The 18,987-nt window shown below is 62.1% G+C and carries 18 protein-coding genes; 10 read left to right on the forward strand and 8 right to left on the reverse strand.

What is annotated here, in order from left to right; translation table 11 throughout:
- Nucleotides 1-10: 10 nt before the first annotated feature.
- The 3 genes from A462_RS26785 to dinG form a co-directional block, all read right to left on the reverse strand.
- The gene (locus tag A462_RS26785) at nucleotides 11-1,156 is read right to left on the reverse strand and encodes an EstA family serine hydrolase (protein WP_003211696.1); all 1,146 of its coding nucleotides are present in this window, start codon (nucleotides 1,154-1,156) and stop codon (nucleotides 11-13) included.
- Nucleotides 1,157-1,247: 91 nt separating this feature from the next.
- Nucleotides 1,248-3,575, reverse strand: coding sequence for a beta-galactosidase (locus A462_RS26780; RefSeq protein WP_008432094.1), 2,328 nt, complete (start codon nucleotides 3,573-3,575; stop codon nucleotides 1,248-1,250).
- A 95-nt stretch (nucleotides 3,576-3,670) separates the two neighbouring features.
- Nucleotides 3,671-5,815, reverse strand: coding sequence for an ATP-dependent DNA helicase DinG (dinG, locus tag A462_RS26775; RefSeq protein WP_008432096.1), 2,145 nt, complete (start codon nucleotides 5,813-5,815; stop codon nucleotides 3,671-3,673).
- A 99-nt stretch (nucleotides 5,816-5,914) separates the two neighbouring features.
- Here dinG and A462_RS26770 point away from each other — a divergent pair, with 99 nt between their 5' ends.
- Nucleotides 5,915-6,379: a CopD family protein gene (locus A462_RS26770; protein WP_008432099.1), complete on the forward strand. Its 465-nt coding sequence runs from the start codon at nucleotides 5,915-5,917 to the stop codon at nucleotides 6,377-6,379.
- A gap of 102 nt (nucleotides 6,380-6,481) precedes the next feature.
- On the opposite strand, the gene A462_RS26765 is transcribed toward A462_RS26770, so the two are convergent.
- The 3 genes from A462_RS26765 to A462_RS26755 all read right to left on the reverse strand — a co-directional run bounded on the left by A462_RS26765 (nucleotide 6,482) and on the right by A462_RS26755 (nucleotide 8,350).
- Entirely contained in the window at nucleotides 6,482-7,240 is a 759-nt protein-coding gene (locus tag A462_RS26765) for a hypothetical protein (RefSeq protein ID WP_003213707.1), read from the reverse strand.
- Nucleotides 7,233-7,526, reverse strand: coding sequence for a DUF1145 domain-containing protein (locus A462_RS26760; RefSeq protein ID WP_003213705.1), 294 nt, complete (start codon nucleotides 7,524-7,526; stop codon nucleotides 7,233-7,235). Before A462_RS26760 ends, A462_RS26765 begins: the two co-directional genes overlap by 8 nt.
- A gap of 128 nt (nucleotides 7,527-7,654) precedes the next feature.
- Complete coding sequence (locus A462_RS26755; RefSeq protein WP_008432103.1) at nucleotides 7,655-8,350, reverse strand: OmpA family protein; 696 nt, start codon at nucleotides 8,348-8,350, stop codon at nucleotides 7,655-7,657.
- Between the two features lie 180 nt (nucleotides 8,351-8,530).
- On the opposite strand from A462_RS26755, the gene A462_RS26750 reads away from it, so the two are divergent.
- The 4 genes from A462_RS26750 to A462_RS33095 all read left to right on the forward strand — a co-directional run bounded on the left by A462_RS26750 (nucleotide 8,531) and on the right by A462_RS33095 (nucleotide 10,262).
- The gene (locus tag A462_RS26750; protein ID WP_008432105.1) at nucleotides 8,531-9,028 is read left to right on the forward strand and encodes a DUF6231 family protein; all 498 of its coding nucleotides are present in this window, start codon (nucleotides 8,531-8,533) and stop codon (nucleotides 9,026-9,028) included.
- A 4-nt stretch (nucleotides 9,029-9,032) separates the two neighbouring features.
- Nucleotides 9,033-9,503, forward strand: coding sequence for a YchJ family protein (locus A462_RS26745; protein WP_003213699.1), 471 nt, complete (start codon nucleotides 9,033-9,035; stop codon nucleotides 9,501-9,503).
- 61 nt (nucleotides 9,504-9,564) lie between these two features.
- Entirely contained in the window at nucleotides 9,565-10,065 is a 501-nt protein-coding gene (locus A462_RS26740; RefSeq protein ID WP_003213697.1) for an LEA type 2 family protein, read from the forward strand.
- Complete coding sequence (locus A462_RS33095) at nucleotides 10,062-10,262, forward strand: SEC-C metal-binding domain-containing protein (RefSeq protein ID WP_003213695.1); 201 nt, start codon at nucleotides 10,062-10,064, stop codon at nucleotides 10,260-10,262. Before A462_RS26740 ends, A462_RS33095 begins: the two co-directional genes overlap by 4 nt.
- Before the next feature lie 140 nt (nucleotides 10,263-10,402).
- Here A462_RS33095 and A462_RS26730 read toward each other — a convergent pair whose 3' ends face one another.
- A complete protein-coding gene (locus tag A462_RS26730) occupies nucleotides 10,403-11,794 on the reverse strand; it encodes an ATP-binding protein (RefSeq protein ID WP_008432109.1) in 1,392 nt (463 codons plus the stop codon).
- Nucleotides 11,791-12,501, reverse strand: coding sequence for a response regulator (locus tag A462_RS26725; RefSeq protein ID WP_003213692.1), 711 nt, complete (start codon nucleotides 12,499-12,501; stop codon nucleotides 11,791-11,793). Before A462_RS26725 ends, A462_RS26730 begins: the two co-directional genes overlap by 4 nt.
- Nucleotides 12,502-12,697: 196 nt before the next feature.
- Here A462_RS26725 and A462_RS26720 point away from each other — a divergent pair, with 196 nt between their 5' ends.
- The 5 genes from A462_RS26720 to A462_RS26700 all read left to right on the forward strand — a co-directional run bounded on the left by A462_RS26720 (nucleotide 12,698) and on the right by A462_RS26700 (nucleotide 18,912).
- Nucleotides 12,698-15,079, forward strand: a complete 2,382-nt coding sequence (locus A462_RS26720) for a TonB-dependent receptor (protein ID WP_008432111.1) — start codon at nucleotides 12,698-12,700, stop codon at nucleotides 15,077-15,079.
- Nucleotides 15,080-15,082: 3 nt separating this feature from the next.
- Nucleotides 15,083-15,763, forward strand: coding sequence for a Fe2+-dependent dioxygenase (locus A462_RS26715; RefSeq protein WP_008432114.1), 681 nt, complete (start codon nucleotides 15,083-15,085; stop codon nucleotides 15,761-15,763).
- Nucleotides 15,764-15,791: 28 nt separating this feature from the next.
- Nucleotides 15,792-16,907: an ABC transporter substrate-binding protein gene (locus A462_RS26710; RefSeq protein ID WP_008432116.1), complete on the forward strand. Its 1,116-nt coding sequence runs from the start codon at nucleotides 15,792-15,794 to the stop codon at nucleotides 16,905-16,907.
- Nucleotides 16,908-17,068: 161 nt separating this feature from the next.
- Entirely contained in the window at nucleotides 17,069-18,127 is a 1,059-nt protein-coding gene (locus A462_RS26705; protein ID WP_008432118.1) for a FecCD family ABC transporter permease, read from the forward strand.
- On the forward strand, nucleotides 18,124-18,912 hold the full coding sequence (locus tag A462_RS26700) for an ABC transporter ATP-binding protein (protein WP_008432120.1): 789 nt from the start codon (nucleotides 18,124-18,126) through the stop codon (nucleotides 18,910-18,912). Before A462_RS26705 ends, A462_RS26700 begins: the two co-directional genes overlap by 4 nt.
- Nucleotides 18,913-18,987 lie beyond the last annotated feature (75 nt).

Genomic DNA, 18,987 nt, shown 5'->3' on the forward strand with positions numbered 1-18,987 from the left:
AGCAAGCTATTTACAGACAACCGGCCAATATTCTTACCAACTTTTGCGCCCGCGGGTCCATAAGTACATAGGGGCCCAATGTATTGGTCACGAAACCAAAGGCTACATCATGTTCCGGATCGGCAAACCCCACCGAACCACCGGCCCCGGGATGCCCAAAGGCCCGTGGGCCAAGGCCGAACGTGGCGTTTGGCACGTGCGGTTGATCCAACATGCAACCCAGCCCGAACCGGGTTTGTGTCAATAAGGTTTTATCCGGGCCGATACTGTGTTCGCGGGTCAACTCTTCGAGCATATCGGCTTCCAGCAAACTACCGTCGAGCAGCCCACTATAAAAACCCGCCAGACTTCGCGCATTACCGTGACCATTTGCCGCTGGCTGCTGCATACGCCGCCATTCGGGTTTATTAGTGCTGGTCAGAATAGACGGTGGATTGGTAAATGCACGGGTAGTCATCGCCGTCGGCTCGCGCATCGTTACTTGAAGTAAACGTTGTGCCGCCTCATCGCCAACATTGCCCTTGCCTCGGGCTATATGGGCAACTCGATAAAACTCTTCATCTGCCAACCCCACATGAAAATCCAGGCCCAGTGGCCGTGCAACCCGGGCCACGATGGACTCGCCCGGCCCACGACCGTCGGCGCGGCGCAGCAACTCGCCCACCAGCCAACCATAGGTAATCGCCGCATAACCGTGCCCTTCCCCGAGCTTCCACCATGGCGCTTCGGCGGCGAGGGCGTCGACCATCATCTGCCAGTCGTACAGGGCTTCGGCGGGCAGCGTTTCACGCAGGGCCGGCAACCCGGCCTGGTGACAGAGCAGATGGCGCAGGGTGATGGCTTCCTTGCCCGCGGCAGCAAACTCCGGCCAGTACTTGGCGACCGGCGCATCCAGCTGCAACTTGCCTTCGGCCACCAGTTGCAGCGCCGTGACGGCCGTAAAGGTCTTGGTGCAGGAGAACAGATTGGCAATGGTGTCGCTGTGCCAGGCCTCGGCACCGTCCTTGTCGGCGGTACCGGCCCACAAGTCGACGACGGTTTCGCCGCCAATCTGGATGCACAGCGCGGCACCACGTTCCTGAGGGTCGTCGAACAGCGCGGCGAAGGCTTCACGCACCGCTTCGAATTGAAGCTCGTAATGACCCTGAATCTGCACCTAAGCCCCCTTGGAAAAGTACTACAGAAAGTGGCCGACATTGTTCCAGCCATTGAGCGATTTGTGAACCCGCTCTCGTCGATCAGCCCCATCAATGACCTTTGCCGGAATGCCCGCCGGAATGCTCTGCACCCGGCGCTGCTGCATTGCCTTCACGCCCGGGCTTGCCGCCCTCACCGGCGTGGACCGCTGCGGCAGCCTTGGCCTTTTCGGCTTCCTTGCCCAGTTGATCGACGGCAGCCAGGTTACTTTTGCGCACACTGTCGACAAACCCTTGGAACGGCACATCGGTGATGCCGACCAGACCGAAATGGCCGTTTTCGCCGTCAAGCAAACGGCCGGTAACCGGCTGGTCCAGGTACTGGAACCAATGCACGCCGACAATCGACGGCTCGGCCATGGCCTGCTTCAGGAAGTTGGCGTAGGCAACCCCACGGTCCTCTTCCCGGGCCAACTGCGTCACGCCGCCCCAGAACGGGCCGCGGTCCGCCGAGCCGAAGTTGAATTCGGTGATCAGCACCGGCTTGTCCAACGTCCGCAGGGCCGCAAAGTCGTAGCCGTCCTGAGGCTTGAGGGTGTACATGTTGAAGCTCAGCACATCGCAATATTGCGCGCAGGACGCCACCGCTTCCGGCGTGCTGACCGCGTATCGGCCACCCAGCAACAGCTGGTTGGGCGCATGCCATTTCAATGCATCGGAGATGGTCTTGAAGTAGGCGTCGGCAAAGGTCTTCTGGAAGTACTTGAAGTCCGCTTCGATTTCCGGGTGCTCCGGGCTTGGCATTGGCGGCACAAAGCCTGGGTCTTCCATCAGTTCCCAGGCGGGCAGCTCGATGCCCCAGGCCCTGGAAAGCCCCTCCTGGTTGCGGTACTTGTCGCGCAATTGCTTGAGAAACGCGCGCTTGGCCGGCACGTCGGTGGTCATGCGCAGGGTGCCGTAGGCCAGGGCGTAGCGGGATTTCGCATCATCACCGGGACCGGCCCAGGCCAGTTCGTTGTCGGCAAAGAAGCCGATCAGCCACGGGTCGTCTCGATGGTCACGGGCGGCAATTGCCACCGCACGCTCGGTGGCCATGGCGAAGCGCGGGTCGAACGGGTCGGGCATGCCGCCCCACCAATCGGTGCCGGTGCTGATGCTCGCGTAATCACCGACGATCGACAGTGGCAAGGTGTAAGGCACGCGGTCGGCGGTCGCCAGCTGCGGCGCACTCCAGTTGCCGACAGTATTGAAACCCCAGGCCCGCAGGCGGTCGAGGGTGTGGCTGACCCAGCGTTTCTGGTCGAAACCTTCCGGAGCACAAGGTGCCGGCGGCACGCACGGCTGGCCATAGGTACGCTGCAGGTTGGCGCCATAGAAGTCGTACCAGCGGCCGACATTAAAGCTGCGCCCCTGATCGGCACCATTGCCGCTGCGGCTGTCACCGCTGCCGTAGTATTTGTCGAAAGGCTCGCCGGCCTTGGGCAGCGCGGCAAACATCCATTCGCGGCCCGCCACGTAGGTCTGGCTGTTGTCCGGGGCGACGGTGTTGACGCCCAGGGAGTAGAACGGATGGCCTTCCGGTGTCACCAGGTACCAGCGCCCGTCGCGCTTCTCGGTGCGGAAAAAGCCGCTGGCGTCAAAGGCCGGGCCCTTGTTCCAGCCGCCGAATTTGTCCAGGGAGGCCTTGTCGCGCTCGGCCAGCCAGCCCTTGAGCTGTTGCTGTTCCTTGACCGCTGCGGCCCTCAACTGCTCGTCGCTGCTGACTTTCTCCGGCCACCGGGCGCGGGTGGACTGCCCATAGGCGTCCACCAGATCGCTGTAGGTAGCCTTGAGTACCGGCGCGATGTCCTGCACGCCAAAGCGTTCGAGCAAGATGCTTTGGGCAACGTTCGGCTTGATCATCGACAGGGTCACCGACACGATCTGGCTGCGGTCGATCTCCCCTTCGCTGCTGGCCAGCAGCACGCGCTGGCCATCGACAGTGATCGGCATCGGCGGGCCGGCCTTCATCCCCTGGCTCAGGGGCGAGTTGGCTTGCAGCGGAATCAACAGCGTTTGCGCGGGACCGGCTGGCAGGTCGATACGGCTGAACAGCGTTCGGCCGTCATTGCTCTGCACCTTGACGTACAGGGTCAGCGCCCAGTCCATCGCACTTTGAATCCGCAGGCTCATGGCACCGGATTGCGACCAGTCCCAGGCGCCGGTCTGCGGGCTGAGCACCAGGCTCGGTTCGGCCGCCGGGTTGAAGGTGATACGGCGCAGTACTTCGCCTTCAGCGGTTTGTTCGGCGTTGTATTGCGGCAGGCTGGCGTCCTGGGTCGCCACCTTGACCACATCGGCGGGCCGTACAAAGTTGAACAAGGTTTGTTGCCCGGCAGGCGCAGCCAGCAATGGCGCGGCAAACAACAGGGCAAAAACAGCGGGCAGCGTGCGAATCATGTGAACAAGGTTCTCCCAAACGGCCGGTGACTGGCCTGATGACGTGAAGCGATGGTGAGATAGACCACAAAGTGGGCGAATTCGCCCACTGGGCCTTAAGAAATTTCCCGCCGAAACGGCGGTAAAGCATTCAGGATAGCTTTCCCATAGCGCTGGGTAACCAGACGCCGGTCAAGCAAGGTGATGGTGCCGCGATCTTCTTCGGTACGCAGCAGGCGGCCGCAGGCCTGGACCAGTTTCAAGGAAGCGTCCGGCACCGAGATCTCCATGAACGGATTGCCGCCCCGGGCTTCGATCCATTCGGCCAACGCGGCTTCCACCGGATCATCCGGCACCGAGAACGGGATCTTGGCGATCACCACGTGTTCGCAGTAGGCACCGGGCAAATCCACACCCTCGGCGAAACTCGCGAGGCCGAACAGCACGCTGGAATCGCCGCCATCCACCCGCGCCTTGTGCTTGTTCAGGGTTTCCTGTTTCGACAGGTTGCCCTGGATAAACACCTGCTTGCGCCAGTCACGGTCGAGGCCGTCGAACACGTCCTGCATCTGTTTGCGGGACGAGAACAACACCAGCGTGCCCCGGGAACCCTCTACCAATGAGGGCAGGTCACGAATGATCGCCGCCGTGTGGGCCGGCGCATCCCGTGGGTCGGCCTTGAGGTCCGGTACCCGCAGCACACCGGCGTCGGCGTGATGGAACGGGCTGGGCACCACGGCGGTGACGGCCTTCTTCGGCAGCCCGGCGCGCATGCGGAAGCGGTCGAAGGTGCCCAGGGCCGTCAGCGTAGCCGAGGTGACCAAGGCACCGTAGGCCACGTTCCACAGATTGCGTCGGAGCATTTCCGCCGCCAGGATCGGGCTGGCGTTGACCTCGATATCGAACAGCGCACCGCTTTCCGACAGGGTCAGCCAACGGGCCATGGGCGGGTTGTCTTCCGGGTCTTCGACGGTAAAGGCGGTCCACAACTCCCAGTTGCCCTGGGAACGGGACAGCAGGCTGCCAAACAGCGGGTACCATTCTTCAGCCTGATTGCTGGCGATGCCGATATTGACCTCGCCATCCATGCCTTCCTTGAGCAAATCGGTGAGACGGGTGAACAAGTCGGTCAGGCGCGAAAAGCCCTTTTTCAGCTCGACGCCCATTTCGCGCATGTGCTCGGGGATCAGCCCGCCAACGAAACGATGGCGCGGCCGTTCGCGGCCTTCCACGTCTTCGCCGGGCTTGAAGTCTGCCACCTGCTCGCAGGCGCTGAACATGAATTGCTGCTGGGTCTTGATCTCCCGCGCCAGCTCCGGCACCTGCTCGATCAACTTGCCCAGGTCGCCCGGCAGCGGGTGCTGGGCAAGCAACTTGGTGAGGTTCTTGGCCGTGGTTTCCAGCCAGTCGGCGGTGGAGCGCAGCCGCGTGTAGTGAGCAAAGTGGCCGATGGCCTTGTCGGGCAGGTGATGGCCTTCGTCGAACACGTAGAGTGTGTCGCGCGGGTCGGGCAACACGGCGCCGCCCCCCAGGGCCAGGTCGGCGAGGACCATGTCATGGTTGGTGACAATAACGTCTACCTTGCCCATGCCTTCCCGGGCCTTGTAGAAGGCGCACTGGCCGAAGTTGGGGCAATGACGGTTGGTGCACTGGCTGTGATCGGTGGTCAGGCGTGCCCAGTCGGCGTCTTCCAGGGCATTGGGCCAGCTGTCGCGGTCGCCGTCCCATTTATTGCCCGCCAGTTTCTCGATCATGCTGGTAAACAGCTTCTGACTGACCTCATCGACTTCGATCTTGAAGCCTTCTTCTTCGAACAGCGAGGCCGTGGCGGTTTGCGCGTGACCTTCCTGCAACAGCACGTCGAGCTTGGACAGGCACATATAGCGCCCACGGCCCTTGGCCAGGGCGAAGGTGAAATTCAGGCCGCTGTTGCGCATCAGGTCGGGCAGGTCCTTGTAGACAATCTGCTCTTGCAGGGCGACGGTGGCGGTGGCAATCACCAGGCGCTTGCCGGCGGCCTTGGCGGTGGGGATCGCCGCCAGGCTGTAGGCCACGGTTTTACCGGTACCGGTGCCGGCCTCGACGGCCACCACGGCGGGGTCGCCACTGCGCCGACCTTCGTCGTCGGTGTCGATATCCCCGAGGACCTTGGCGACTTCGGCGATCATCAGGCGCTGGCCGTACCGCGGTTTCAAGCTCTTGGCTTCGAGAAAACGCGAGTAGGCGCCCTGGATCGTGGTTTTGAGTTCAGTGCTGATCATGGATAGTCGGGCGCAAAAAACGCTGGATAAATTTTCAGTGGTTCGGATCGGCCGCTATCATACCCCGCTAATTAATCCCGCGCAGAACGGAGTACCCCAATGACCGTCTTTAGCTTCGCTTACACCCTGCATGTACTGGCCGCCCTGATCTGGGTCGGCGGTATGTTTTTCGCCTGGATGATCCTGCGCCCCGCCGCCATGGCCGCGCTGGACGGGCCGGCCCGGCTGAAACTCTGGGTAAATGTGTTTCAACGTTTTTTCGTGTGGGTCTGGGTGGCGGTGCTGGTGTTGCCGATCAGCGGTGTCGGCCTGCTGCAACTGCGCTTCAGCGGGTTTGAGACCGCGCCAAGTTATGTACAGGTCATGATGGGGTTGTATGTGGTGATGACGGCGCTGTTTATCCGGATTCAGGCGCTGAAGTTGCCGGAGCTGCGCGTGGCGGTGGCGGCTGAGGATTGGTCGGCCGGGGCTGCGGCCTTGGGGCAGATTCGTAAATTGGTGGGGATCAACTTGATAGTGGGGTTGGTGCTGGTGGCGATTGCTTCGGCACGGCCGATGTTCTGAAGCGCCTAGTAGACCGCTTTCGCGAGCAAGCCCGCTCCCACATTTGGAATGCGTTTAAAATGTGGGAGCGGGCTTGCTCGCGAAAGCGTCAGGCCAGTCGCCTCAGAGCCTCTGAATGGTCACAGCACCCGCAGGCCCCGCTGGCCCCGGCTGCCCTTCCAGCCCGGCCCGGCCCTTTTCGCCGCCATCCGCGCGGTACACCAGGCACCCCTTGGACTGCCCGCCTTTACCCGGCTTGCCCGCCGTGCCCGCCAAACCACCGGCTCCGCCGTCCACCCAGACCTTGATCTTCTCGCCCGGGAAGTCCTGCGGCAATTCCACACGGACCTGCGCGCCCGCCGCGCCCGGCAGCCCGTCGCCGCCGTTGTCGCCATTGGCACCGCGCCCGGCCGAACCCCAGGTGCAGCCCGGGTCTTCGCCGTTGGCACCATCCAGCCCGGCATAACCCTGGGCACCCGCGCCACCGCGGGCATCCACCGACAGCTCATCGGCCGTCAGCGAGTTAATCCGCAACACCAGGTCACGCCCCGCCTTGGCCGGGCGCTCATGGGTACCGGGAGCGCCGCGTGAGGTGATCTGACTGCCCTGCTCCAGCTGCGCCTGACGCACCTGCAGTTGCAACGTGGTGCTACCGGGCACGATGGCGATTCGCGCGTCGCGGCCCAGGTGCAGTTCATCCACCGTCACCTGGGTGATATTGGCGGGAATCAGCAAGGTGCCGTAATCCGCCACGTCCAGTCGCTCCAGTTGCAACACACCACTGCTGTTGGGCAGGCGCATCAACGAGTTGGTCTCGACGCTGACGCTCTGGGCCAGGGCAATGGGGCTGACCAGCAGGGCCAACAGAAAAACCTTACGCATGATTGGCCTCCTTGTTTACATCATTAGCCGGTGTCGGCGTCGAAAAGCTCTGCACATGGAACATACCCACCAGCAGGATCTGCAAGCGGTCACGCCAGGGATGGGCACGGGTTTTCACACTGCCGTTGAACAACAGCAGTTCCAGAACATGGGTCAGCAACAACAGGCTGCCGGCCAGGTTGACCAACAGGTGGAACGGGTTGATCAGCGGTGTGATCAGGTTGACCACCACCACGCCCCAGAACAGCAACGTCAATAATTTACCCAGCCCCCAAAACACCTTCATCCCGCACGCTCCCCTTGCACATTATTCTTTGGGCGCACAGTAACGACTTCTACAGGCGTTGTGCCAGTGAAGGATTAAAAAATTGATGAAGGGGCCCCTGGGGATTCCACAGGGGCCTTGAGGCGGGGTCAGCGGTTGATCTGAATTTCCACGCGGCGGTTCAGCGCGCGGCCATCAGCGGTTTTGTTATCGGCTACGGGGTGGCTTTCGCCGGCGCCGGTCACGGAGACAAAACTGCTGCGCGGGATGCCGGAACTGACCAGGTAGTCGGTCACCGAATGAGCGCGTCGTTCAGAGAGTTTCTGGTTGTAGGCATCTTTACCGACACTGTCGGTATGCCCGCTGACGCGCAGCTGCGCACTCGGGGCCTCTTTTTTCAGGCGGGTGGCAATCACGTCGAGCTTGGTTTTGTCGGCAGCCGTGAGCTTCGCGGAGTCGAACTCGAAGTGCACGTCACGAATCACGATGGTTTCTTCCTTGACCACCACCACTTCCTCTTGAACCACCGCTACCGGCACCGGAGGGCAGCCATTGGCGTCGACCTGCACGCCTTTTGGCGTGCCAGGGCACTTGTCGCGGCTGTCCGGTACGCCATCGCCGTCCTCGTCACCGTCGCCATGCACCCAGCAATAGGCGCCAGCCATGCCGCCAATCAGCAGTGCGCCGTAGCCTGCATAGGACGAGCTTTGGGTCGCACCAATGGCAGCACCTGTCACACCGCCGACGGCGGCACAGGTGGGCCAGTCGGTTTTTTGCAAGCCTGCGCAACCTGTCAATACTCCGGTTAGCAGAACCAAGGGTAGAGCTGTCCGCATGATGCTCATCTGACTTTCTCCTGAGGGGATCGGCGGGGGCCGACGAGTGGAGTAAAGACGGCTCTTTTCATCTGCGCCAGCGTGTCACACCCCAGTATTCATTGGGCCGAGCGGTTTATTCTCGCCGCCCGCTCTAGGCCCGCACGCTCAGGCAGGCTAGTCTCTACGGTCCTGATGTGAGGATCTTCGATGACTGCCGGTATTTCTTCCCGTACACCCCAGCAAGCGCTCGCTGCGCTGCTTGATCTTCACGCGCCCAAACGCCTGCTGTTATTGGGCGCCAGCCAGTTCCCGGCGCTGGATGCCTTTAAGGAAGCACACCCGGATACCGTGGTGTCCTTCGCCGAGCCCGGCCCCTTGCCCACCGACCTCGCGGCCCAGCGTTTTGACCTGGCACTGGCGGTCGGTTGCCTGGAACACCTGTCAAAACCTGCGGGCCTGACCCTGCTGGGGGGCATCCGCAACCTCAATGCCAGTCGCATTGCGGTGCTGGTGGACCTGGAGGCCTGCCACTGGAAAGACACCGATTTCTTCTCCCTGGCCCTGCAAGCCAGCGAGCGTTTCCAGCGCGACGATCAGGTTTTGACGCTGTTTACCTATGATCTGCTTGACTATAAACAGGTGCCGGATTGGCTGAACGCCCGCTTCTGGGCCAACCCGCAAAACTTTGGAAAGTATTGGTGGTAACCCGATGAGTACATCCATTTGCCCCTGCGGCAGTGGCAACCTGCTGGATGCCTGCTGCGGTCATTATCACGCCGGCCACCCGGCCCCCTGCGCCGAAGCGCTGATGCGTTCGCGCTACAGCGCCTACGTGTTGGGACTGGTGGACTACCTGGTGGCAACCACCCTGCCTGCGCAGCAAGCCGGGCTGGACACGGCCGCCATCGGCGCCTGGAGCGCCCAAAGCACCTGGCTGGGCCTTTCAGTGGAAAGCTCCGAGGTGTTCGGCGGCCAGCCGGAACACGCCTTCGTGACCTTTACCGCTCGCTGGCATGACAGCACCGGCGAACACAGCCACCGCGAGCGCTCATCTTTCGTACAGAACAATGAGCACTGGTACTTTATCGACCCGACAGTGGACGTGAAGGCCGGGCGTAATGACGCCTGCGTGTGTGGCAGCGGGCAGAAATTCAAGAAGTGCTGTTCCGGCTACCTCTGACATTCATTGATACCCGACAGGCTCTCGCTTGCTATGCTGACTCTTCACACGGAGTAACGGCATGGTTTCTCAGGCGCGGGTATTCAGGACTTACAGCCTTCTGCTGGCATTGATGCTGGGGCTCTCCGGCTGCGCGTCGTGGTTCGCCGACGATACGCCCGCCCCCGAGGTGCGTCTGGTCAAGGTCGACCCCGTGCGGGTCAAGTTGCTGGAGCAGAAGTTCAAGCTGTATTTCCGCGTGGATAACCGTGACGACAACGACCTGACCGTACGCGGCCTGGTTTACAAGGTCAGCCTCGGCACGATGGTGCTGACCGAAGGCGAGTCCAACGAATGGCTGACCGTGCCACCCCACAGCCACGCTTTTTTCCGGGTATCGGTGCGCACCAACCTGTGGCCGCAGATCCGCGATGTGGTCGACATGCTGAAAAATCCGCGCGATCCCGTGCCCTATCGTCTTGAAGGCGAGTTGAAAACCGGTTTATTTATCGGGAACGACGTGCAGGTGTTGCGCAATGGCGAGATAATCCCCGGCGATTTTATTCCGGAGCGACATCGATGACTCAGCAACCCCATGTCCATGGTCCCGACTGCAACCACGATCACGATCATCATGATCACGACCACGGCCATGTCCACGGCCCGAACTGCGGCCACGCTCACCAGGAGCCGGTGCGCAATACGTTGAAGGACGTGGGTCGTAACGATCCTTGCCCGTGCGGCAGCGAGAAGAAATTCAAGAAGTGCCACGGGGCTTGAGTTAAGAAACCCGATTCTCGAAACACTGCACATCCAAATGTGGGAGCGGGCTTGCTCGCGAAAGCGCAGTGTCAGTCAACCTCTCTGTTACTGATACACCGCTTTCGCGAGCAAGCCCGCTCCCACATTTAGTCTGCATTTCAAGGCTGCGATTTGCGTTGAAACAACACCACCACCTCCAACCCCCCACCCTCCCGATTGCTCAAGCTCAACCGCCCGTCATGGGCACTGGCGATCGTATGCGCGATACTCAGCCCCAGCCCGTAACCACCGGTTTCCACATTGCGTGAGCCTTCCACCCGGTAAAACGGCTCCATCACCTGTTCCAGTTGTTCCTGGGGAATCCCCGGCCCACGGTCGCTGATGACAATCTTCAAGCTGTCCGCCTTGTCTTCTACCCGCACCACCACCTCGGAGCCATAACGCACCGCGTTCTCCAGCAGGTTCTGCACGCAACGCTTGAGACTGCGGGCATACCCCGGCAATGGCTGTTTGGCTCGCCCTTCTATCGTCACCGTCTCGCCCACGTCCTGCAGGTCCGCCTGCAAGCTTTGCAGCAAGGCGTTGATGTCGATGTTCTGGCGCTTCTCGTTGATTTCGCCGCTGCTGACGAAGTCCAGGGTGCTGGAAACCATGTGCTCCATTTCTTCCAGGTCGCTGCGAAAACGTTCCTTGGTGCGGTTGTCGTCGAGCATTTCCGTACGTAACCGCAGGCGCGTAATGGGCGAGCGCAGGTCGTGGGAAATCGCCGCCAGGAAGCGCGTGCGCTCGGCGATATTGGCGATCAGCCGCTGCTGCATGGCGTTGAACGCCTGGGCGGCACGGCGCACTTCGGTGGGCCCATCGAGGGCCAGCGGTGGCCGCTGGATGTCCCGGCCCAAGGCTTCGGCAGCCTTGGCCAGGGCGTTGAGCGGGCGAATGGCCAGGCGCACCGCCACCAGGGCAATGATCACCAGCACCAATACCCGCAGCAGATAAATGCGCATCACGTAATCGAACAGCAAGTCCATCGGCGAAGTACTGGTCCAGCCTTGTTCCTCGGTGGCCTGCACCTGCAGCCAGCGCCCGTCCGGCAAACGCAGGTCAATCAGGAATTGCCCCACCACAGGCCTGGAGCTGAGCAGAGTCGACAGCCCGGCATGCTGGCCCTCGGCATCCAGCAACTTGAGGCTCAACAGATGCAGGTTCTGGGTGTAGCCGGTTTTCTCCGAGAGCACTTTATTCAGCAAGCGCTCGGTGGCCTGGTCGCTGTCGCTGATGCTGCTTGTCACATCACTGGCCTGGTCACTCAGGGTCAGGCGAAAGCGCGGCGTATCGAGCAGCTTGATCAGCAGATCCGCCTGCGCCGGATCGCTGTGTACCAGCCGCACCACGTCCGCCAGCCGCGTGGCGATCAGCCGGCTGGGGATTTCCAGCACCTGGCCGTGGCGCATGTCGTACCAGATGCTGCTGGTCAGGGCCTGGGCCGCGAGCATGCCGCTGACCAGGATCAGCACCAGCCGGCCGAACAGCGAACGCGGCAGCAGTTTCACGATTGCAGCGCCACGTCGTCGGCGGTGAGCATGTAACCCTCGTTGCGCACGGTCTTGATCAACCCGGCCGGCAACTGCGAGCGCAGTCGGCTGACGCACACATCAATCGAGCGGTCGAACGGCGTGCTGTCTTTGTCGAACACGTGGTTGAGCAAAAAGTCGCGGCTCAGCGGCCGGTTGGGATGCTGCAACAACAGGCGCAACACCCGGTAATCGGAGTTGCCGAGGCTGACCACCACGCCTTCCGGCGAAAGCAATTGGCGGGCCCGGGTGTCCAGCTGCCAGCCAGCAAAGCTGATGCTCGGTGCTTCATCGAGCCGCGCCCGGTCCGGAAAACTCTGCACCCGGCGCAGCACCACCTTGATCCGCACCAGCAACTCCCGCGGGTCGAACGGCTTGGGCAGGTAATCGTCGGCGCCGATTTCCAGGCCGACGATCCGGTCGATCAGCGTGCCCTTGGCGGTGAGCATGATCACCGGCGTGTTGGAGCTGACGCGCAATTCGCGGCACAAACTCAGGCCGTCTTCGCCGGGCAACATCAGGTCGAGGACGATCAGGTCGATGACATTCAGCGCCAGGCGGCGGCGCATTTCCTTGCCGTCGCCGGCGGTGGACACCTGGAAGCCGGCGTCACTCAGGTAGTCGCACAGCAATTGGCGGATTTGCGGGTCGTCATCAACGATCAGCAGGTGGTCTTGCTTGGCCATGGGGCAATTCGTCCGAAACTCAAAAGGCAGGAGATAGCCGAAACTTCAGCCAGGAGTACGCGCAAATGTAATGGAATGTTGTGGGAAGCGGTAATCACGCATCCACATTACAAAGCCACGGCATGGCGGCCGGTATCGGTCTTTAGACTACCGAATCTAAATGAGATTAATTGTAATTTAGCCTAGGTCACTCCGAATGCCATTGCCTACCCCGCGCGCCCTGTCGCTGCAATCTACCCTTGCGCCGATGTTCGGCCTGCTTGCCGCCGGCAGCGTTTCTCCCACCGCCTGGGCCGATGCGCCGGTGGCGGCGTCGAATGATTCAGTGCTGAACCTGCCGGAAATCAAGATCGACGGTGAAGCCACTTCCACCTTTAAAGTCGACCGGGTGACCTCGGCAAAAATCAGCCAGCCGCTGCTTGATGCCCCGCAAAGCGTAACCATCGTCCCGCAGCAAGTGCTCAAGGAGCAAAACGCGCAGACCTTGCAGGAAGTGTTGCGCAACGTGCCGGGCATCACCTTCATGTCCGGCGAAGGCAACCTGGGCTGGGGCGACCTGTTTTCGATTCGCGGGTTTTCCTCGGAGCAGAGCCTGACCGTCGACGGTGTGCGCGATGCCGGCCAATCGACCCGCACCGACACCTTCAACCTGCAACAGGCAGAAGTGTTCAAGGGCACCGGCTCGATCGAATCCGGCGTTTCCGCGGTAGGCGGCAGCGTCAACCTGGTGAGTAAAGAGGCGCACCTGGGGGATGCCAACAAACTCTCGGCCGGCATCGGCACCGACAGCTACCGCCGCCTCACCGGCGATTTCAACCAACAACTGAATGACACCAGCGCCCTGCGCATCAACCTGATGAAGCACTACAACCAGGTGGCCGAGCGTGACGACGTGGACTACGACCGCTGGGGCATCGCGACCTCCCTCGGCTTCGGCCTGGGCACCGACACCCGCCTGTTTATCGACACCTTCTACCAGAAGGACGACAACACGCCGGACGGCGGCGTGCCGATCCAGCGCGGCACCGACGGCGACCGCATGCCGGGAGTCAAGCGCTCCAACTGGTATGGCGACTCGCACCTGTACACCCAGCAGACCAAAACCACTTCGCTGACCACCCGCTTCGAGCATGATTTCGACTGGAACGAAGCGACCCTGAAGAACCAGACCAAGTGGGAGCGTACCGACAACTTCGCGGTGCTCTCGCCCGCGCGCTTCTTCGCCGCCAACGGCAATGGCCAAAAAACCTGCACCGGCACGCGCTGTGCGACCTTGGGCTACACCGGCGTAGGACCGATCAGCCAAGTGCCCGGCAGCACGGTAAATGCCTACCCGGGATACGCCAACAGCGGTAACACCGCCTACGGTATTTTGCGAGGGAGCGACTTCGGCCAGTCGACGCGCTACACCATCCTCGACAACCAGACCGACTTCGCCTTCAAGCTCAATACCGGCGGGCTGGAACACGCGGTGGTCAGCGGGCTCGAGTTCTATCACGAGACCTACGGCGGCCTGAAACGCAACGCCGAAGTGCCGGCCGGCGATCTGTTCTTCGACATGAACGACCCGAGCCACAGCTTTGCCAGCACCGAAGTGACCAAGGGTGAAGGCCAGCCACGCTCGGTGATCGACAACGCCGGCATCTACCTGGGCGATACCGTCACCCTGAATGAACAGTGGCAAGTGCTCGGCTCCCTGCGCTACGACAACTGGCAGGCCAAAACCACCCAGCGTGGCCAAGCGTCCATCGACAGCACCGACGGTGCCGTGAGCGGCCGGATCGGCGCGGTGTACAAGCCGTTGCCTAACGGCAGCATCTACGTGTCCTACAGCGAAGCGGCACAACCGTCAGCCCTGGGCGCGTCGACCAACAACCAGATCTACGGCGCCGCGAGCACCAGCAACTACACCCCGGCCAAGTCGAAGACCTACGAGATCGGCACCAAGTGGGACATTGCCCACGACCTGCTGAACGTCACCGCCGCGATCTTCCGCACCGAACTGGACAACTCCTGGGAATACCAGGACGGCGAAAGCGCTCCGGTACGCGCCCTCCCCGCCAAGCGCGTAGACGGTGTGGAACTGGGCCTGCAAGGCAATATCAGCCCGCGCTGGACGGTGTACAGCGGGTTCTCCGCGCTGAAAAGCACCCAGACCAAAGGTGCCAACAAAGGCGAGGAAGCCAAGAACGTTCCCGACCTGACCGCCAACCTGTGGACCACCTACGCCGTCACCGACGACCTGAGCCTGAGTTACGGCGCGCAATACGTAGGACGCCGCCGCTACAGCGACAACAAATACGTCGGCGGCCTGAACAACAACAGCAGCTACGCCACCGGCCCGTCCGGCGTGTACGCGATCTACACCCGTGACCACGAAAAGGCCCCCGGCTACTGGCTCAACAACGTGGCTGCGCAATACAAAGTGACCAGGCAAACCACGGTCAACCTCAACCTGAACAACGTGTTTAACAAGTTCTACTACAGCCAGATCGGCGCGTCCCTGGACGGCTTCCAGCTCTACGGCATTCCGGGCGCCGGGCGCACGCTCACCGCCAGTGTCGACTATGAGTTTTAAGCCGTGCTGATCGAAATCCCCGGCCTGTTGAGTGCCGAAGAAGTCGAGGTGGCCGTCGCCACCCTGCTCGATCAACCGTGGGTCGACGGCAAGGTCACTGCCGGGCAACGCTCGGCCATGGCGAAAAACAACCGGCAGCTGTCGGAAGACGCGCCGGTAGCGATTCGCCTGGGTGAGCAGATTCTGTCGCGGCTGTCGGACAACGCGCTGTTCATGTCCGCCGCCCTGCCGAAGAAAATCTACCCGCCGCTGTTCAACCGCTACAGCGGCGGCGAAGCCTTCGACTGGCATATCGACAATGCGATTCGCGGCCTCAAGGGTGTGCGCGAACGGGTGCGCACCGACATCTCCGCCACCTTGTTCCTGGCTGATCCGGCCAGCTACGACGGCGGCGAACTGGTGATCCGCGACACCTTCGGCGAGCACGCGGTGAAGCTGCCCGCCGGGCACCTGCTGATTTATCCCGGCAGCAGTTTGCACAAGATCAACCCGGTCACCCGCGGCGAGCGCATCGCCAGTTTCTTCTGGGTCGAAAGCCTGGTGCGCGAAGACAGCCAGCGCCAACTGCTGCTGGACATGGACGTGGCGATTCAACGCCTCACCGCGCAACACGCCGACGACCACGCGCTGCTGCAACTGAGCGGCGCCTATCACAACCTTTTGCGGCGCTGGAGCGATGTCTGATGCGCCGCCTTCACCTGGAGTTCTCGCCATGCTGAAACCCCGCAACTTCCTCAAGCTGGGCGCGCTGTTTGCCGTGCTGATCCTCGGCCACGCCGAAACCGCCGCCGCCCATGAAGTCACCGACGTGCTGGGCCGCAAGGTCGAGGTGCCAGACCACGTGCAGCGCGTGGTGCTCGGCGAAGGCCGGCTGATTTCGGCCTTTGCCTTGCTGGACAAGGACGCGCCATTCCAACGGATTGTCGGCTGGCAGAATGATTTGAAACTGTTGGACGCCCACACCTATAACGCCTACGTGGCGAAATTTCCGACGGTAAAAGACATTCCGCTGATTGGCCAGGCGTCGGAGCAAAGCGTCAGCGCCGAGGAAATTCTTTCGCTGAAGCCGGACCTGGCGGTGTTCAGCATTTCCGGCCATGGCCCGACTGAACACAGCCCGGTGGCGGACGTGTTGGCCAAGGCGGGCATTGCAGTGTTGTTCGTCGACTTCCGCATCAACCCGGTGCAAGGCACCCACGCCAGCATGACCGCCCTGGGCCAGGCCCTGGGCCGGGAAACCCAGGCCAAGGCGTTCCTCGACTTTTATGACCAGCACATCAAGGTGATCACCGACGCCGTCGCCACCTTGCCGGCCGGGCCGCGCCCGAGCGTGTTCCTGGAATTGCTGGCCGGCGCCTGGCAGGCACCGGGGCACACCACTGGCAAGAGCGGCATGGGTGAAGTGATCAAGCTGGTGGGCGGGCGCAACATCGCCGCCGAGGTGGTGCCGGGGGCGCTGGGAGATATCAGTGTCGAGTACGCGCTGAAAGCTGACCCGGATGTGTATGTGGCCACCGGCAATCACAAGCCCGGGTTGATTCTGGGTGCTGGCGTGAGCAACGAAGACGCGCGTGCCGCGTTTGACGCCGTGCTGGCCCGCCCTGAGTTTGTGAACCTTCGGGCGATTCGTGAGGGCAATTCCCACGGTCTGTGGCATGACTTCTACAACTCGCCGTACAACCTGCTGGCGATTGAAGCGCTGGCCAAGTGGGTGCATCCGGAATTGTTCGCCAAGCTGGATCCCAAGGCGACCATGGAAGCGATGAACCAACAGTTCCTCGGCATGCCGCTGCAGGGTGCTTACTGGATTGATGGCAAGGCCAAGTAACTAAGGCTCGCAACCCATTCCCTGCCTGGACACGGTTCCTGTGGGAGCTGGCTTGCCTGCGATAGCGGTGTTGGATTCACCATCGCCATCGCAGGCAAGCCAGCTCCCACACTGACCGTGTACCGGCAGGGATTTTCGTCGTTTTCAAGGCTGCGAATCCAATGACCACTCAAACCCTCGACCTCGCCACCGCCAGCCAAGGCTATCGCCGCCTGCTCGCCCGCCGCTTCTGGCTGCTGGCCCTGCTGGGTGGCGCGCTGATGTGCGCGATCCTCGTGGACCTGGCCAGCGGCCCGTCGGGCATGGGCCTTGGCGCCCTGCTCGATGGCTTGCTGCACCCGGCCCACCTGAGCGCCACCGACCAGGTGATCATCTGGAACGTGCGCCTGCCCTACGCCTTGATGGCGGTGTTGGTCGGTTGTGCGCTGTCGCTGGCGGGCGCCGAGATGCAGGCGATCCTTAACAACCCGCTCGCCAGTCCATTCACCCTGGGGGTTTCCTCGGCGGCGGCGTTGGGCGCGTCCCTGGTGATTGTGTTTCCGGTGACGACGCTGTGGGTGTCGGCCAATACGGCGATTTCCATTTCAGCCTTTGTGTTTGCCGCCGCCTCGGTCTTTTTGCTGCAGGCCATGTCGCGCCTGCGCGGTGCCGGGGTGGAAAGCCTGGTGCTGTTCGGGATTGCCCTGGTGTTCAGTTGCAACGCGGTGGTCGCCCTGTTGCAACTGGTCGCCACCGAAGATGTGCTGCAACAACTGGTGTTCTGGACCCTGGGCAGCGTGACCCGGGCCAACTGGGACAAGCTCGGCATCCTCGCGTTGGTGGTCGCCGTGGTCATGCCCTTTTCCTTCGCGGCCGCGCCACGCCTGACCCTGTTGCGCATGGGCGAAGACCGCGCGCAAAGCTTCGGTGTCGATGTGAAGCGCCTGCGGTTTTTCTCGTTGTTGCGCATCAGCCTGCTGTCGGCCACCGCCGTGGCGTTTGTGGGAACCATCGGATTTATCGGCTTGGTGGGTCCGCACATCGCGCGGATTCTGGTGGGTGAAGACCAGCGCTTCCTGCTGCCGGCCAGCGCGCTTGTCGGCGCGTTACTGTTGTCGCTGTCATCCATCGCCAGCAAGCTGATCATGCCCGGGGTGATCGTACCCGTGGGTATCGTCACCGCGCTGGTGGGCGTGCCGATTTTCGTGTTGCTGGTGTTCAAGCGCGGGAGGCAGTTATGAGCAGCGGGCTGTCGATTCAGAACGCCCAGGTCAGTTATGGCCGGCGCCAGATTGTGCATGACCTGAGCTTGCCAACCCTGGCCCACGGCAGTTTGACCGCGTTGATCGGACCGAACGGTGCGGGCAAGTCGACGTTGCTGCGGGCGGTGGCGGGGCTGGAAAAGATGCAGGGCGTTGTCAGATTGGGTGACCTGGACCTGACGAAAATGTCCGTCGGTGAACGCGCCCGGCGTGTGACCTATATGCCGCAAAACCTTCCGCCGGGCTTGAGCCTGAGTGTGATGGAAAGCGTGATCGCCGCGCTGCGGGTGGCGAACGTCGAGGGCATTGCGCTTTCAAGCGACGCGTGCATGCGCGAGGCCTTTGATGCGTTGCAAAGGATTGGCATCGCTCATCTGGCGGATCAGCTATTGAGCACGTTATCCGGCGGCCAGCGGCAACTGGTCAGCCTGGCGCAACTGATTGCGCGCCGGCCACAGGTGATGCTGCTGGATGAACCCACCAGTGCGCTGGACTTGAACTACCAGTTGAAGGTCATGGATTGCGTGCGTGACCTGGTGCGGGAACACAACCTGATCGCCGTGGTGGTGCTGCACGACATCAACCTCGCGGCGCGCTATGCCGACCATATCGCGGTGCTGCGCCAGGGCCGGCTGTACGCCAGTGGCGCGGCGGATGACGTGCTGGATACGGCGCTGTTTGCCGAAGTCTATGGTGTGCGGGTACGCATCGAACGATGCTCACAACAAACGTTGCAGGTGTTGGTGGACGGCGCGGTGGCTTAGATCCTCTGTGGCGAGGGAGCTTGCTCCCGTTGGGCTGCGTAGCAGCCCCAAAATCTGTGCACGCGCGTCTTCAGG

The organism is Pseudomonas sp. Ag1 (assembly GCF_000278565.1).
GTDB lineage: Bacteria > Pseudomonadota > Gammaproteobacteria > Pseudomonadales > Pseudomonadaceae > Aquipseudomonas.

Coding starts and splice junctions, on each gene's coding strand:
- A462_RS26710 (WP_008432116.1), top strand. CDS start 15,792: ATGCTGAAACCCCGCAACTTCCTCAAGCTGGGCGCGCTGTTTGCCGTG.
- A462_RS26700 (WP_008432120.1), top strand. CDS start 18,124: ATGAGCAGCGGGCTGTCGATTCAGAACGCCCAGGTCAGTTATGGCCGG.
- A462_RS26750 (WP_008432105.1), top strand. CDS start 8,531: ATGACTGCCGGTATTTCTTCCCGTACACCCCAGCAAGCGCTCGCTGCG.
- A462_RS26740 (WP_003213697.1), top strand. CDS start 9,565: ATGGTTTCTCAGGCGCGGGTATTCAGGACTTACAGCCTTCTGCTGGCA.
- A462_RS26780 (WP_008432094.1), bottom strand. CDS start 3,575: ATGATTCGCACGCTGCCCGCTGTTTTTGCCCTGTTGTTTGCCGCGCCA.
- A462_RS26705 (WP_008432118.1), top strand. CDS start 17,069: ATGACCACTCAAACCCTCGACCTCGCCACCGCCAGCCAAGGCTATCGC.
- dinG (WP_008432096.1), bottom strand. CDS start 5,815: ATGATCAGCACTGAACTCAAAACCACGATCCAGGGCGCCTACTCGCGT.
- A462_RS26760 (WP_003213705.1), bottom strand. CDS start 7,526: ATGAAGGTGTTTTGGGGGCTGGGTAAATTATTGACGTTGCTGTTCTGG.
- A462_RS26755 (WP_008432103.1), bottom strand. CDS start 8,350: ATGAGCATCATGCGGACAGCTCTACCCTTGGTTCTGCTAACCGGAGTA.
- A462_RS33095 (WP_003213695.1), top strand. CDS start 10,062: ATGACTCAGCAACCCCATGTCCATGGTCCCGACTGCAACCACGATCAC.
- A462_RS26745 (WP_003213699.1), top strand. CDS start 9,033: ATGAGTACATCCATTTGCCCCTGCGGCAGTGGCAACCTGCTGGATGCC.
- A462_RS26725 (WP_003213692.1), bottom strand. CDS start 12,501: ATGGCCAAGCAAGACCACCTGCTGATCGTTGATGACGACCCGCAAATC.
- A462_RS26770 (WP_008432099.1), top strand. CDS start 5,915: ATGACCGTCTTTAGCTTCGCTTACACCCTGCATGTACTGGCCGCCCTG.
- A462_RS26765 (WP_003213707.1), bottom strand. CDS start 7,240: ATGCGTAAGGTTTTTCTGTTGGCCCTGCTGGTCAGCCCCATTGCCCTG.
- A462_RS26720 (WP_008432111.1), top strand. CDS start 12,698: ATGCCATTGCCTACCCCGCGCGCCCTGTCGCTGCAATCTACCCTTGCG.